The organism is Thiocystis violacea (assembly GCF_016583575.1).
GTDB classification, from domain to species: Bacteria; Pseudomonadota; Gammaproteobacteria; order Chromatiales; family Chromatiaceae; genus Thiocystis; species Thiocystis violacea.
The window spans coordinates 114,748-129,835 of record NZ_NRRG01000003.1 but is presented as its reverse complement, the minus strand read 5'-3'; the positions used below and the strand labels follow the sequence as shown (position 1 = coordinate 129,835).

14 protein-coding genes are annotated in these 15,088 nt (G+C 66.0%); 6 read left to right on the top strand and 8 right to left on the bottom strand.

The window, feature by feature from the left end; translation table 11 throughout:
• Window positions 1-142: 142 nt before the first annotated feature.
• The 4 genes from CKO27_RS02870 to CKO27_RS02855 form a co-directional block, all read right to left on the bottom strand.
• Window positions 143-529 (bottom strand): PIN domain-containing protein, encoded by a 387-nt coding sequence (locus CKO27_RS02870; protein ID WP_200373365.1) that lies wholly within the window; start codon window positions 527-529, stop codon window positions 143-145.
• A 4-nt stretch (window positions 530-533) separates the two neighbouring features.
• Entirely contained in the window at window positions 534-767 is a 234-nt protein-coding gene (locus CKO27_RS02865; protein WP_200373364.1) for a type II toxin-antitoxin system Phd/YefM family antitoxin, read from the bottom strand.
• Between the two features lie 86 nt (window positions 768-853).
• Window positions 854-2,032, bottom strand: coding sequence for a dicarboxylate/amino acid:cation symporter (locus CKO27_RS02860; RefSeq protein ID WP_200373363.1), 1,179 nt, complete (start codon window positions 2,030-2,032; stop codon window positions 854-856).
• A 43-nt stretch (window positions 2,033-2,075) separates the two neighbouring features.
• Window positions 2,076-3,524, bottom strand: coding sequence for a Mur ligase family protein (locus CKO27_RS02855; RefSeq protein WP_200373362.1), 1,449 nt, complete (start codon window positions 3,522-3,524; stop codon window positions 2,076-2,078).
• A gap of 60 nt (window positions 3,525-3,584) precedes the next feature.
• On the opposite strand from CKO27_RS02855, the gene CKO27_RS02850 reads away from it, so the two are divergent.
• The 4 genes from CKO27_RS02850 (at window position 3,585) to mtaB (ending at window position 6,567) form a co-directional block, all read left to right on the top strand.
• The gene (locus tag CKO27_RS02850; protein ID WP_207280577.1) at window positions 3,585-4,034 is read left to right on the top strand and encodes a hypothetical protein; all 450 of its coding nucleotides are present in this window, start codon (window positions 3,585-3,587) and stop codon (window positions 4,032-4,034) included.
• Between the two features lie 80 nt (window positions 4,035-4,114).
• Complete coding sequence (locus CKO27_RS02845) at window positions 4,115-4,738, top strand: Hsp20/alpha crystallin family protein (RefSeq protein WP_200373360.1); 624 nt, start codon at window positions 4,115-4,117, stop codon at window positions 4,736-4,738.
• 92 nt (window positions 4,739-4,830) lie between these two features.
• Complete coding sequence (locus CKO27_RS02840) at window positions 4,831-5,247, top strand: YybH family protein (protein WP_200373359.1); 417 nt, start codon at window positions 4,831-4,833, stop codon at window positions 5,245-5,247.
• A gap of 21 nt (window positions 5,248-5,268) precedes the next feature.
• A complete protein-coding gene (mtaB, locus tag CKO27_RS02835; RefSeq protein ID WP_200373358.1) occupies window positions 5,269-6,567 on the top strand; it encodes a tRNA (N(6)-L-threonylcarbamoyladenosine(37)-C(2))-methylthiotransferase MtaB in 1,299 nt (432 codons plus the stop codon).
• Between the two features lie 72 nt (window positions 6,568-6,639).
• Here mtaB and gloB read toward each other — a convergent pair whose 3' ends face one another.
• Together gloB and dxs are read right to left on the bottom strand one after the other, a co-directional pair.
• Window positions 6,640-7,416, bottom strand: a complete 777-nt coding sequence (gene gloB, locus CKO27_RS02830) for a hydroxyacylglutathione hydrolase (protein ID WP_200373357.1) — start codon at window positions 7,414-7,416, stop codon at window positions 6,640-6,642.
• A gap of 74 nt (window positions 7,417-7,490) precedes the next feature.
• Window positions 7,491-9,440, bottom strand: coding sequence for a 1-deoxy-D-xylulose-5-phosphate synthase (gene dxs, locus CKO27_RS02825; RefSeq protein ID WP_200373356.1), 1,950 nt, complete (start codon window positions 9,438-9,440; stop codon window positions 7,491-7,493).
• Between the two features lie 136 nt (window positions 9,441-9,576).
• Here dxs and cysS point away from each other — a divergent pair, with 136 nt between their 5' ends.
• Window positions 9,577-10,962: a cysteine--tRNA ligase gene (gene cysS / locus CKO27_RS02820; RefSeq protein ID WP_200373355.1), complete on the top strand. Its 1,386-nt coding sequence runs from the start codon at window positions 9,577-9,579 to the stop codon at window positions 10,960-10,962.
• Between the two features lie 158 nt (window positions 10,963-11,120).
• Entirely contained in the window at window positions 11,121-11,585 is a 465-nt protein-coding gene (locus CKO27_RS02815; RefSeq protein WP_200373354.1) for a hypothetical protein, read from the top strand.
• A 493-nt stretch (window positions 11,586-12,078) separates the two neighbouring features.
• Here CKO27_RS02815 and CKO27_RS02810 read toward each other — a convergent pair whose 3' ends face one another.
• Both CKO27_RS02810 and CKO27_RS02805 read right to left on the bottom strand, forming a co-directional pair.
• Window positions 12,079-13,350 (bottom strand): MFS transporter, encoded by a 1,272-nt coding sequence (locus CKO27_RS02810; RefSeq protein ID WP_200373353.1) that lies wholly within the window; start codon window positions 13,348-13,350, stop codon window positions 12,079-12,081.
• An 11-nt stretch (window positions 13,351-13,361) separates the two neighbouring features.
• On the bottom strand, window positions 13,362-15,008 hold the full coding sequence (locus CKO27_RS02805) for a GH3 auxin-responsive promoter family protein (RefSeq protein WP_200373352.1): 1,647 nt from the start codon (window positions 15,006-15,008) through the stop codon (window positions 13,362-13,364).
• Window positions 15,009-15,088 lie beyond the last annotated feature (80 nt).

Genomic DNA, 15,088 nt, shown 5'->3' with positions numbered 1-15,088 from the left:
CACCTGATCCTCGGGAGTCCCGCCATGGACCTCTATATCGAATCCGTAACGGTGAACGGATGGGCCAGCCAGACTCGGAAACGACGGCGGGCGCTTGTGGGAAAGGGCCGCTCGCGTACTTTGGCGGCGGAGCACAGGCCGATCACCAAAGCGTGCGACAGTCGAACGCCGCGAAGGCCGGATCGCGGGTCGCGAGTACCAACCCTTCAAGCTGACTTTGCGCGGCCAGCAGGCGGTCAAACGGATCGCGATGCGCGTGAGCATAACGGCCCGCCAACAGCGCATGCAGATAGGTGACAGGAAGATGGGTAAAACCATCGGCGGCGACCAGCTCGGCAAAGCGTTCGCTGGCTTGCGGCAGGTCGTTGAGTTTACCGATCCGCTGTTTGGTCGCGATTTCCCAGGCGCTGGCGGCGCTGACGAAAACGCTGTTGGTCGCATCGAGCAGCCGCTCGCGCACGACCGTGGAGAGGCGCGGATCGTCGGTGAACCACCAGAGCAAGGTGTGCGTATCCAAGAGCAGGTTCACCGTTTCAGCGTCCTTCCCAGGCCGCCAGTTCAGCCTCGGGCAAGGGCTCGAAAAACGCCTCGTCCACCTGGCCGCGTAACCGTCCCGGTTGCCGGCGCGCCGGTTCGGCGGCCAGTGGCACGAGCCGGGCGTAAGGCTGACCATTCTTGGCCAGAATGATCTCCTGGCCGGCATGCGCCTGGTCCAGCAGGCGGGAAAAATGGGTCTTGGCCTCATGAACATTCACGATTTGCGGCATGGTACGCTCGCTCGATGATACGGACTAAGTCTAATGGTTGAGTCTAGGCGTGATGCGGATGCTTGGCAACGGGTCGGCATTTGCCTTTAGATGGTCGGATCGCCTAACTCCCGATCCACGATCGCCGCGACCACCAGATCGCCCCAGACGTTGATCATGGTGATGGGATAGTCGAAGAAGCGGTCGACGACCAGATAGAGCGCCAGATAGGTCTGGGGCAGCCCGAGCAGCTCCAGCATGAAGGCCATCATGGCGATGCCGCCGCCGGGGATGCCGGCGGTGCCGGCGGAGGAGGCCATGGTGAGCAGGACGATGAAGAGCGTCTGCAATGGGCTCAGGTCGACGCCCGCCAGTTGGGACATGAAGATCAGCAGGATCGACTGGTAGATCGCGGAGCCGTGCATGTTGAGGGTCGCGCCGAGCGGCAGGGTGAGGCTGGTGACGCGCTCGCTGACGCCGAATGCCTCCAGCGCGCGCTTGGAGACCGGGTAGGTGGCGTTGCTGGAGGCGGTGGAGAGCGCGGTGAGCAGCGGTTCGCGACAGGCGACGACCAGGGGCCAGGGCGAGCGTCCGGCGCGCAGGCGATAGAGCGTGGGCAAGAGAATGACCGCGTGCAGGACGGCGGCGAGGCCCACCGCCCAGACGAAGGCGCGCAGTTGGAAGACCCCGGCCCAGTCCATCCCCGCCAGTCCGGCGTAGACGAGTGCCATGACGCCGATGGGCGCGAGCTTGAGGACGCCGGCCAGCGTTTGCATCAGGAGCGCGTCCAGCGCCCGCGCACCGCCGAGGAGGGTCGCGCGATGGTCCGTGGCGAGGCGGCGGGAGGCGATGGCGGCCAGGATGGCGGCGAAGACGATGTGCAGGACGTTGCCCGCCGCCAGCGAGGCGAAGAGGTTGCTTGGAATCAGGTTCACGACCAGGGCGTTCAGGCTGAAGACGGCCTCGGTCGGCTCGGCGGGTGGAAGCTCCAGTAGTCCGGGCGGGATGCCGTGGGAGAAGGTCAGGCCGATCAGGGTGCCGAGAGTCGCGGCCAGCGCGCTGGTGATGAGGTAGTAGAGCAGGGCGCGTCCACCGATTTGTCTGAGATCCGTCCCGCCGGCCAGCGAGGCGTAGATGGAGACCAGGATGAGCGGCAGGATCAGCAGCTTGAGGACCGAGACGAAGATCTGTCCGAGCCAGGCGATATAGGGCGCACCTTGCGGAACGACCAGGGCCAGCAGGATGCCGAGCACCAGGCCGGCGGGGATGGAATAGAGTTGGCGCATCGGGTCTTGGGGCCTTTGGGGCGAAGTTGTCAGTGATCAGTTGTCAGTTGTCAGGGGTCCAGCCGAGCCGCGTCAGGTTGCGTTCCACTTCGTCCTGGTCGCTGTAGTAGGTCTTTTGGCCGTTGCGGTCGATGTAGCGTTCGTGGCCCTTGCCGGCGATGAGGGCGACCCAGCGCTCATCGGCTGGCCGGGCGGCGATCTGGTCGAACAGATGGCCGATGGCCTCGGCGCGATCGACGATCACGGTTCGGCCTGTTGGCGGCATGCCTTCCAGGATGTCCGCGATGATCCGCGCCGGCTCCTCGGTGCGCGGGTTGTCCGAGGTGACGATGGACAGATCGGAGTGACGCGCGACGGCGGCGCCCATCAGCGGACGCTTGCCGTGATCGCGGTCGCCGCCGCAGCCGAACAGTGTCAACACGCGCGCGCTGGGGAAGCCGGCGCGGATGGCGGTGAGGATGGTCTCCAGTGCGTCCGGGGTGTGGGCGAAGTCGATGACGATGGTGCGGTTGCCGATCACCCGGCAGTCGAAACGTCCATCCACCGGGCTCAAGTGTCGCCAATCCTCGCGCTCGCCCTGACCCAGCACCCCATCCGCCAGGGCAACGGCGAGGGCGTAATTCTGGCGATTGTGCTCCAGGGCGAGGAAGGGCTTGGTCGCGAGCGCCTCCGCTCTCAATGGCGTCGGCTCCAGGGTCTCGATCGGAACCCGGTTCTGTCCCTGCGCGCGCAGTTGGCTGGCCACCGCCGGGCTGCTGCAATAGAGTCGCCCCCCGTCCTGGATGAGGTCGAGGATGCGCGCCTTGGCGCTAAAATAGGACGCCTCGTCGTGGTGATAATCCAGATGGTCCTGGGTGAAGTTGGTCCAGCCGGCGTCCTGGAAGGGGAGGCCCTGGACCCGGCCCTGATCCAGCGCGTGGCTGCTGGCCTCCATGACCACGACATCGCAACGCGCCTGGTTGGCGTGCAGCAGTCGGCGCAGCTCGATCAGGGGTGGAGAGGTGAAGCCGGTCTCCACCAGCCGCTCGCCAGCGAGAAAGACGCCGAGAGTGCCGATGGAGAGCACCCGCCGGCCATGGGCGGCGAGGATGGATTCCAGGTATTTCACCGTCGTCGTTTTACCATTGGTGCCGGTGACGCCGATGAAGCGCAGCGATTCCAGGTCGAGTGGATACTGGATGTCGCAGAAACGGCGGACGACCTCGGCCCAATCGCCTGGACGGGTGACGTAAATGCCGGTGTCGGGCATCTGGTCGAAGCAGTCGAGCGGACGGTTGGTGACCAGCGCCGCGAAGGGGCGGCCGGCGAAATAGCGCTGGTGGATCTCGGCGTCGGACTTGCCTTCGTCGAAGCGCTGGAAGAAGAGGATCGAACCCTCGTCGCAGGCGTCCGCGCGCCACTGGATGTTGGTCAGTCTCGGCGCGACGCTCGGCGCGCGTCGCCAGGCGAAATCGGTCGTGGCGAGCAGGTAGGCGAGCGCGGCGGTGGGCATGGTGTGGGATCGTCGTAAAATAGGAGATAGGCAGTGAGCATTCTCGCCGAGGACGCCGTCATGGGGGAACTGCTGGGACGCTTCGGGCTGAAATTCGCCCGCGTCGCGGCGCACGCGAGCATTCCGGGTTCTTATTGGGGCGATCCCGAGGCCGGTCTGGTCGGCGACACCCTTTACGCGCAACCCGAGACCCCGCTGCATTCCATCCTGCACGAAGCCTGTCACTGGATCTGTCTGGATCAGACGCGCCGTGCCGCACTGCACACCGACGCAGGCGGCGACGATGCCGAGGAGAACGCGGTCTGCTATCTCCAGGTGCTGCTGGCCGACGGGATCCCAGGGGTCGGGCGCGCGCGGCTGTTCGCGGACATGGATGAATGGGGCTACAGCTTCCGGCTCGGCTCCACCCGAGCCTGGTTCGAGCAAGATGCCGCCGACGCGCGCGACTGGCTGCTCCGGCACGGACTCATCGATCCGGCGAATCGCCCGACCTGGCGGGTGCGCCACTGAGCCTGGGCGACCTATACTTGCGACACCAGCGTACGAGAATCCCTTCAACGGCGACGCCGCCACGCCTTCGGGAGACGTCCATGCGTAAGATCATCCTTGCCGCCGCGACCCTGTCCACCGTCCTGCCCGCCCTCGCGCTGGCCTGGACGCCCTATGCCCCTGGCTCGGCCGCGCCGCTTCCCTATCCGGGATATGCCGCGCCTTATGGGCCGCCGCCGGTCTATCCGATGGCCCCAGGGTATCCAGGCGCCTGGGCTGCCAGTCCTTATGCCCCACGGGGCGCCGAGGCGATACCGGCCACGCCCGAGGCCGCGACCGCCGCGCCGCCGCCCCCGGCCGCCGAGCGGATGCCGGCGCGCGCGCGTCCCGCCTGGCCGCGACTGAACGTGTCCCGTCAGGCCGGCGAGGACGCCTATCTGATCGACATCCAGTTGCAGAATATCGACCCCGAGCAAGTCGAGATTCAGCCCATGGGGCGTGGTCTGCTAATCCGTCACAACGCGGAGACCCGCGTCAGCCAGCAGGACACCCTGCCTGGCGGCGAAGGCTATCGGAGTCACTACAGCTTCTCGCAAGGTTCCGCCAGCCGCCGCCTGGGATTGCCGCCGGACGCCGATCTCGCCGGGATGAGCCGCGAGGTCAAGGAGGGGCATATCCTGATCCGCGTGCCGAGAAACGCCCAGGCGCGCGGCGGTCGCTGGTGATCGGCTCATTCCCGCCACGATGAGCGTCGGGAATCTTCTTATGCCGGGGCTCGGTCCGAGCCCCGGTCAACGTTTTTGAGCGAAGTGAATCCATGCCCTACGAAACCCCCCAGGATGCCGAGGATGCCTATTACGACGCACTCGAAAGCGGCGATGCCGAGGCCATGACCCAGGTCTGGGAGGCGTCCGAGGAGATCTTCTGTCTGCTGCCGATGGCCCCGCTCGCCATCGGCCGGCAGGTCCAGCAGCTCTGGCGGGCCATCTTCGAGCAGGGCGGCCGGTTCGATCTCCAGGTTCGGCATCTGTCCTGGATCGAGCATGGCGACCTGGCGATTCATCTGATCGAGGAACGGACCCAGGGACAGCCGGGAGCGACGCCGCCACCTATTTATGCCACCAATATCTTCCGCCGCGGACCGGACGGCTGGAGGCTGCTGGTGCATCAGAACTCTCCGACCCTGCCGCCGCCGCCCGCCGTGCCCTCGGCCAGCCGCACCGCCATCGCCTAGCGCGGGTTCGACCCGATCGCCGTGAACCAGCCCAGGCGCGTCCAGCTCCAGACCCTCGGTTGTCGTCTCAACGAGGCCGAGCTGGAGTCCTGGGCGCAGGGCTTCCTGGAGCGGGGCCTCCAGGTCGTCGAGGAGGGGGAGCCGGCCGACCTCGTCGTCATCAACACCTGCGCCGTGACCCAGGAGGCGGTGCGCAAGTCGCGCCAGATCCTGCGTCGCTGTCATCGCGCCAATCCGGGCGCGCGGCTGGTCATCAGTGGATGTCTGGCGTCGCTGGAAGGCGAGGCCGTGGCGCGCGAGGCCGGGGTCGATCTCATCGTCGCCAATCGCGACAAGGATTACCTGGTCGAGGTGGTGCTCGACACCCTGGATCTCCCGGTCATGCCCGAACTGGCGATCACGGACATCGCCAGCCCGCTCCTTGCCCGAGGCCGCCAACGCGCCTTCATCAAGGTCCAGGACGGCTGTCGCTATCGATGCACCTTCTGCATCACCACCCAGGCGCGCGGCGAGGAACGCAGCCGCCTGACCGGAGAGATCCTGGAGTCCGTCCGCCGCTTCCAGCGCGCGGGGATCCATGAGGTAGTGCTGACCGGGGTTCATCTGGGCGGCTATGGCGGCGAGGCTGGGACGGATCTCGGCGGATTGATCGCGCGCATCCTGAACGAGACCGAGATCCCCCGCATTCGGCTCGGCTCGCTGGAGCCCTGGGATCTGCCGGACGGTTTCTGGTCGCTGTTCGCGGATGGACGCTTGATGCCGCATCTGCATCTGCCGCTGCAAAGCGGCTCGGACGCGGTGCTGCGGCGCATGGCGCGTCGCTGCAAGCGCGACGACTTCGCCCGGCTCGTCGAGCGCGGGCGCGCGGTGGTTCCGGATCTCAACGTCACCACCGATATCATTGTCGGCTTTCCGGGAGAGACCGACGAGGACTGGCGCCAGACCCTGGATTTGGCCGCGACGATGCGGTTCGGGCAGATCCATGTCTTCGGCTACTCGCCGCGCGCCGGAACGCTCGCGGCCGATCTGCCCGAGCGCGTCGATGCCCGGACCCGCAAGGCGCGTTGCGAGGAATTGCAGCGTCTGGCGAGCCGGATGCGTCTGGCGGTCCTGCGCGAGCAGATCGGCAAGCGCGCGAGCCTGCTGCACGAGTCGCTACCCGTCGATTCGGCGGGAACCCCGCGCTGCGGCTACACCCCGAATTTCCTGCCAGTCCATGTCCTGTCCGAAACCCCGCTCCAGGAAAACCGACTCTTGGAGGTCCGGCTCCTGGGTGTCGCCGAGGACGACGCGATCCTGATCGCCGAGCCGCTTGGCTGAGAGACCGGGCAACCGGAATCGTTTTGCGTGGAATTCCCTACCCAACGACAGCGAGTCGCCGTCTGGAATCCATCAGTCGTACTTCTCGTCCTTCCAGCGTCTCAGCGCGGTGAAGACCTCGGTCGCGGTCGCGAGCGTCCGCCCGGCCGCGCGCTCGGCGGCGGCGATGACGTTCGGCTCCTGGGTGCGCAGGAAGGGGTTGGTCGCCAGTTCCAGGTCGAGACGCGAGGGGACGGTCGACAGGCCCGCGGCGCGGCGCCGCTCGGCCTCGGCCAGGCGATCCGACAGGGCCGGGCTGTCCGGCTCGACCCAGCGCGCGAAGCCGAGATTGGCGAGGGTGTATTCGTGGGCACAGTAACAGAGTGTGTCGCCCGGCAAGTCGGCGATCCGCTCAAGTGAATGGGCGAGTTGTTCGAAGGTGCCGTCGAAGACACGCCCGCAGCCGGCGGCGAACAGGGTATCCCCGCAGAAGAGACGGCCGTCGCCGAGATAGGCGATATGGCCGGCGGTGTGGCCCGGTACTTCCAGCACCTGGAAGCGGCTGTCGAGTCCGGCGGGCTGGACGGTCTCGCCCTCGTGGTGGCGATCGGTCAGGGCGCGGATGCGATCGTCGGTGGGACCGTGGATCCGCAGCCCTGGGAAGGCGGCGATCAGCTCATCCAGACCGCCGACGTGGTCGTAATGATGGTGGGTGATCAGCACCGAGGTGAGCGTCAGTTGGTGCTCACGGAGCCTCTCCAGCACCGGATCCGCGTCTCCCGGATCCACCACGGCGGCGGTGCCGCGGCCCTCGGTCAGGAGCCAGATGTAGTTGTCGGAGAAGGCTTGGATTGGCTGGACGTCAAGCATGGGTCGGTTCCTCCATCGCTGGCCTTGCTTCCTTCAAGGCCAGCCGTCGGGATCGCCGCTGGCGGCGGCTTCTGTCAGACGCCGACGCCCTGCTGGCGGCTCGGCTCCGGAGTCTCGGGGCTATCCGTCCAGTTGGACCGGGCCAGTTCGGCGCGGATGCTGGCGATGACGCCGGCCGTGTCGAGCCCGATGCTGGCGAGCTGCTCGGCGTGCTCGGCGTGCTCGATGTAGGTGTCGGGCAGTCCCAGATGCAGGCAGCGGATGACCCGGCCATGGGCGGACAGCAACTCGGCCACGCCGCTCCCGGCGCCGCCGGCGATGGCGTTCTCCTCCAGGGTGACCAGGATCTCGTGACTCTCGGCCAGTTCTAGGATCAGCGCCGCGTCGAGCGGTTTCACGAAACGCATGTCGGCGACCGTCGCGTCGAAGACGGCGGCGGCCTCGAGCGCGGGGGCAACCAGGCTGCCGAAGGCCAGCAGGGCGAGGCGCCGGCCCTGGCGGACCACCTCGCCCCTGCCGATCGGCAGCGCGGGCGCGCTGGCGTCGATGGCGACGCCCGGCCCGGTCCCGCGCGGGTAGCGGACCATGGCTGGACCCTCGTACTCGAAGGCGGTCCTGAGCATCCGGCGACAGTCGTTCTCGTTCGAGGGCGCCAGGATGATCAGGTTGGGGATGGGACGGCAGAAGCTGAGGTCGAAGCCGCCGGCATGGGTCGCGCCGTCGGGTCCGACCAGACCGCCGCGATCGACCGCGAAGGTGACATCCAGGTTCTGCAGGGCGACGTCATGGACGAGCTGATCGTAGGCGCGTTGCAGGAAGCTGGAATAGATGGCCACCACCGGCTTGAGCCCTTCGCAGGCCATGCCGGCGGCGAGCGTCACGGCATGCTGCTCGGCGATGCCGACGTCGAAGAAACGTTCCGGGAAGCGCTTGGAGAAGGCGGTGAGTCCCGAGCCTTCGCACATGGCGGGCGTGATGCCGACCAGTCGTTCGTCCTGGGCGGCGGTATCGGACAGCCAGCCGCCGAAGATCTGGGTATAGCTCGGCCCCTTGCTCTTGCCCTTGATCAACTCCCCGGTGTGCCGATTGAAGGGCGTCACGCCGTGATAGGTCACCGGCTGGCCCTCGGCGGGCTCGAAACCGCGTCCCTTGGTGGTCACGATGTGCAGCAGTCGTTGCCCCGGCATGTCCTTGATGTTGCGCAGGGTCCGCACCAGTCCGTCGAGATCGTGACCGTCGACCGGGCCGATGTAATTGAAACCAAGCTCCTCGAACAGGGTGCTCGGCATCAGCATGCCCTTCATGTGCTCTTCCCAGCGTCCGACCAGGTGACGCAGCTGCGGCATGCCGCGCAGCGCGGTCTTGCTGCCCTCGCGCACCGTGGTGTATAGCTTGCCGGAGAGCAGACGCGCCAGGTGATTGCTGATCGCCCCGACCGGCGGGGAGATGGACATCTCGTTGTCGTTGAGGATGACCACCAGGTCGACGTCCATGGAGCCGGCGTGATTGAGCGCCTCGAAGGCCATGCCCGCGCCGAGCGCGCCGTCGCCGATGATGGCGATGACGGTGCGCCGCTCGCCGCGTTGCTTGGCGGCCAGCGCCATGCCGAGCGCGGCGCTGATGGAGGTGCTGGAGTGGCCGACGCCGAAGGCGTCGTACTCGCTCTCGGCGCGTCTGGGAAAGCCGGAGACGCCGTCCTTCTGACGCAGGGTGCACATGCGATCGCGCCGACCGGTGAGGATCTTGTGCGGATAGGCCTGATGGCCGACGTCCCAGACCAGACGGTCGCGCGGGGTGTCGAAGACGTAATGCAGACCGATGGTCAGCTCCACGACGCCGAGACCGGCCGCCAGGTGCCCGCCGGTCTTGGAGACGCATTCGACCAGAAAGCCGCGTAGCTCGCTCGCCACCTCGGGAAGCTGACTCTCGGGCAGGGCGCGCAGGTCGACCGGGCTATCGATCGAATCCAGGATGGGACGGCGGTGCGAACTGACGCCGGAATCACTCAAGATGCGGTGTGGCATGATCGGAAGCGACTATCGTGTGACAAGCGCCGTATCTTAGTCCAATCGTTGGCGGCTGCCCAATGGATCGCATTCCGCGTCCGGGCCTTTGCTAATATGTGTTTGATGTCGGTCATTTCACACGCAAGCCATCCCGATGCTACAGATCCACAACAGCCTCACCCGCCAGAAAGAACCCTTCCAACCCATCGAGCCCGGCAAGGTCCGCATGTACGTCTGCGGCATGACGGTCTACGACTACTGCCACCTGGGACACGCGCGGGTGATGGTGGTGTTCGACGTGGTCTACCGTTACCTGCGCGCCTTGGGTTACGACGTGACCTACATCCGCAACATCACCGATATCGACGACAAGATCATCCGTCGCGCCAACGAGAACGGCGAGCCCTTCCTGGCGCTGACCGAGCGCTTCATCCAGGCGATGCGCGAGGACGCCGAGGCGCTTGGGGTGCTGCCGCCGACCGACGAGCCGCGCGCGACCGCGCACATGCCGGAGATTCTCGCCATGGTGGGCACCCTGATCGACAAGGGACTCGCCTACGCCGCCGACAATGGCGACGTCTACTACGCCGTCGGCCGTTTCGAAGGTTACGGCAAGCTCTCCGGAAAGGATCCGGCGGATCTGCGCGCCGGGGCGCGGGTCGAGATCGACGAATCCAAGCGCGATCCGCTCGACTTCGCCCTCTGGAAGTCCGCCAAGCCCGGCGAGCCGTCCTGGGACTCGCCCTGGGGCCAGGGGCGGCCCGGCTGGCACATCGAGTGCTCCGCCATGAGTACCTGCGCCCTGGGTAACCATTTTGACATCCACGGCGGCGGGGCCGATCTCCAGTTTCCGCATCATGAAAACGAAATCGCCCAATCCGAGGGCGCGACCGGCGAGCCCTTCGTGAACGTCTGGATGCACAACGGCTTCGTGCGGGTGAACGAGGAGAAGATGTCCAAGTCGCTGGGCAACTTCTTCACCGTGCGCGAGATCCTGCGAGCCTACCGGGCCGAGGAGGTGCGCTATTTCATCCTCACCAGTCACTATCGCAGCCCGCTGAACTACGACGACGAGCATCTCCAGCGCGCGCGCGGGGCCTTGACCCGTCTCTATACCGGTCTGCGCGGCCTGCCGGAGACCGCGCCCGCGGGCGGCGAGGCGTTCCGCGAGCGCTTCGGCGCCGCGATGGACGACGACTTCAATACCCCCGAGGCGCTGGCCGTCCTCTTCGATCTGGTGCGCGAGATCAATCGGCTGCGGGCCGAGGGTTCGGACCGCGCGGCGGCGCTGGGCGGCGTCTTGCGCGATCTGGGCGGCGTGCTCGGCATCCTGCGAGACGATCCCGAGGTCTATCTGCGCGGGGACGGCGCGGCCGATGGCCTGTCGGACGCGGAGATCGACGCCCTGATCCAGGCGCGCCAGACGGCGCGGGCGGGCCGGGATTGGGCGGAAGCGGATCGGGTTCGGGGCGTCCTGACCGAGGCCGGCATCCTGCTGGAGGATGGCCCCCAAGGCACGACCTGGCGTCGCGGAGGTTGATCCACGCCATTCGGAAGTGCCCTCGTAGTGGGCGATGACCGCCCGCCGGGATGGCGGGACTCATCTGGATTGTCGGATCCATGTCCGTATTCACACGGATGTTTCGTCGCTATAGCCCTGGTCATACTCGTGATTCAAATCACAGAGATGATAAGGGGATGTCGATGGACGATCGAGTGAATCAGGCGGAAACCTTCTACGATAAAAAAGAGACCTGTCCGTGTTTGAAGGCGAGTGATCCGCCGCAGTTGTTTTTCCGATACATGTTTGTCAAGCCACTCGAAGCGACACAGGAGATGACGGATTACCTCATGACGTTGCGTTCGGAGCTGGCCGCGAATGAAGCCTTGCCGTCGCGGTTGTGGATGGATTGGTGGAAGCAATCGGAGTCGATGTTCGCGTCCTGGTCGGATGCCCAGCATCAGCTGACCGAATCCTGGATCCATGCCGTGGGCGGGAATATCCCATCGAATCAGGAGTCTGGGTCCAGCGCCTCGACAAACGCCATCGACGCCTGGCGCGAGCACACCGTGAAGGCGCTTCACATGCAGAATCAATGGCTTCAATTGTGCTCGTCAATGATGGGGGCATCCCCCAGGGCCAGCGAGACAAGGGTCGAATAACAGGGCCGTGCGGGCTTGGCGCGAGTCGTGGAGCAAGCCCGCGTTATCTGGCCGCGCCGAACCAGACGGAAAACGGCGCCTTCGCGCCAGCTCCTAGGTGATTTCCGGGAAACCTTGTGCCCGCGATCCGACCCATCATAGACAGGATTAACAGGATTTCGCAGGATTGACAGGATTTTTAACGCGCTGTTTTTAATCCTGTCCAATTCCGGAACTTTCGGTCGGGTACGGACGCTCCCGGAAATCGCCTTGAATGAGTGTTTGGAGAAGATGAAAACGCGGTCGCCGCCTGTTGATTTCCGCTGAAACGACCCCGCCGGAAGTCCGCCTGAATCAGGTGTTCGGCTATTGGCGACTCAGGGTCTCTATTCGAATACGGCACTGTCATTCACTTCGGCCGCTCCAGGGTCATCAATCAAGAATCAAGCGGGACGGCCGATTAGGCGCGGCGGCGTGATGCCATCAAGCGGCTCCTCGGTTGTGGATAGGCTTGTCATTCGGTCACCTCGACTCGTTCAAGATCGCGCGCGGGGGCCGGGGGTACCTCGGGCTCGGCCAGGTCGCGGATGATCCGCGTGCTCGTCGGCCAGAACAGGGCGGTCACGGCCAGGACCGCGAGGCCCCCCGTCAGTGCCGCGCCGTGCAGTCCCAGCACCTGGCTCAGCCAGCCGCCTAGCAGATTACCCACCGGAATGGACCCGAACACGGCCAGCAGATAGAAGGCCATGACGCCGGCGCGATGCTCGTCGTCGATACTGAGCTGCAACAGGGTGTTGGCGGCGACTCCCTGGGCGATGTAGGCCAGGCCGAGCAGCAGGGTGACCAGCATCGCCAGCCAGAGTCCATGGGAGACCGACAGCAGAATCAGCGCCAGGCCGAGCAGCACCGCCGCGAGCCGGAACATCGGCCAGAGACGAGCCGGTTCTCGTTGCGTGCCGATCAGCGCCGCGCCGATCAGCGCCCCGGCGCCGATGCCGCCCATCATCCATCCCAGCCCCTGCGGGCCGCTGCCCATGACCTCGCCGGCCCAGACGGGCAGCATCACATAGACCGACATGGTCGCGACCGCCACCAGCATGTAGGAGAAGATCAGATAGCGCAGTGGCGGGAGGCTCAGAATGAGCCGCAGGTTGTCCATGGCGCCTTGCCGCCGACCTGGCTTTCCGCCACCGATGCTCGGTTTGCCCAGGTGCATGAGCAGCAGGGCGCTGATCATGAACAGATAGCTCACCGCGTTGAGCAGGAAGCAGGGCGCCGGGCCGGTCTGCGCCATGATCCAGCCCGCCAGGGGCGGTCCGATGGCGCGCGAACTGTTGAAGAGAATGGAGTTCAGCGAGATGGCCGCGGGCAGGTTGTCGCGGTTCGTCACCAATTGCGGAATGATCGCCTGACGGCTGGGGCCGTCGAAGGCGGTCAGCAGGCTCATCAGACAGCCCATGAAGACGATGAGCGGCAGGGTCAGGAGATCGAAATGGGTCAGCACCGCTAGCGCCAGCGCCTGCACGGTGAAGAGCACCTGCAGGACGATCAGCAGGCGTCGCCGGTCGAAGCGGTCGACCAGCGAGCCGGCGAACGGTAACAGCAGCAGCACCGGCAGATTGATGGCGGCGCTCAGATAACCCAGCATCAGGGCCGAATCGGTCAGTTGGTAGAGCAGCCAGTTGAAGGTCGTGCTCTGGATCCAGTAACCGATCAGGGATAGCCCCTGGCCGGTGAAAAAGAGGCTGTAGTTGCGTTCCTTGAAGGTGTTAAGCAGGGTGAGCATGTCGGTGTCGCCTAGACGGCCGGGGCCGGATCGGTCGGCGTGACGAAGCGCTCGGTGAACGCCGCCTCGGCCAGTTGAGTGGCGACGATCTTCGGCTTGGCCTGATAGCCGCCGCGTTGCGAGAGTGCCGTCAGCCAGCCCGAGCGCATCAGCCGCAGCCTGGGTGGCTTGAAGGTGCCGTTGCCGCGGCGCAGATCATAGCCGTAGCTCAGGGTTCGCAGTTCCTGGTCGAAGGCTTGGATCAGCGTTCTCCACTGGGCCTCCTCGCCGTCCGTCGCGGGTTCCACGCACAGCTCATAGCCCAGCGTCGCCTCGTCCGCCAGCCATTGAAAGTGACGGATCGCCACACCGCCGGCGCCTTGCGCGGATTCCATCGCCATGGCCACCTGACGGGCGTCGATCTTCTCGCCCAGCAGATTCAGTACATCGCCCACCTTGCGCTGGAAGGTGATCAGCGGCGCCTGACCGAGGAAGCCCTGAACCTCCACCAGATCGCCCAGGACATAGCGATAGAGACCGGCGGCGGTGGTCAGCACCAGTTGATAGCGTTGGCCGACCTCCAATTCATGGGCCAGGAGCGTCGGGGCGTCCGGGGTCGCGGTCGCCTCCTCGGGCAGGAACTCGAAGAAGATGCCGTGAATGGCCAAAACGCCGGCGGAGGTCTCGTCGCTCGCGGGAATCGTCAGGAGCCCCTCGCTGGCGCCGTAGCCGTACTCGCGGAAGATGGTGCCCGGCGGGCAGCGTTCGGCCAGCTCGTCCAGGAAGCGACTCATGAGACCCGTCTTCCAGCAGACGATCAGACGCAAGTTCGGCCAGGCCGCGCGGGCGGACAGGACATCCAAGGCCCTTAGCGCCTCCGCGCGTTCCGGATTCGGCCATAGATCGCTTTCCAGACGCTGGCGCAACTCCTCCGGCAGCGGGGTCGGCGTGGTGAGCGTGCCGGCCTCGATGTCGGCGATTAGCGACTCCGCATGCGCCGGCAGGGCGTCGAAGAGTTGGGTGAAATTGAGCGGATTGTTGCCGATCGCCAGCGCCAGATCGCGCTCCAGGGCGAAACGCAGCATGGCCTGGACGCGGCTGGCCGGATCCTTGATCTCCAGCACCGCCGGCGGATAGGCGAAGCGTTGTCGAAGCTCCTCGGGCGCGCGGTTCATGGACATGCCCGAGGCGGATCCATAGGGAATGCCGCTCGCGGTCTGGCCGGCGACCGCCGTGTTGGCCAGCGCGAGGATGTCTCCGCGCATCACCTCCGGATGGTCGCGCAGGACGCCGAGCAGGCGCAGCGCCATGCTGACGCCATTGGCCTGCTGCGTCGCTTCATTGGCCGGGATGAGCTTCGGGGTTCCGGTGGTTCCGCTCGTCATGACGAAGCGCGAAACCGGCTGCCCGCTGGTCAGGGCGTCCGTTTCGCCCTCGACCAGGGCGGTCACGTAGGGCTCGATTTCATTCCAGTCGCGCAATGGAACCTGGCGGCGGAAGTCCTCGATCGAGGTGATCGCGTCGAATCCGTGCTCGCGACCGAAGCGGCTGTTCGCGTTTCGCCGCGTCAGGTCAAGCAGCAGCCTTTCCTGAACCGAGGAGGCGCGCTCGCACAGACCAGCGAAATGTTGCCAGAGAGCCGGACCCTTGAGGGCCGCCAGTTCGGTCGAAAATGTCATGATGATCCATCCGGTGAACGTGAATCCGCGGGACTTGGAGGCGGGCCGCGACCCCGGCCTTGGAACGGTCGCGCGGCCCT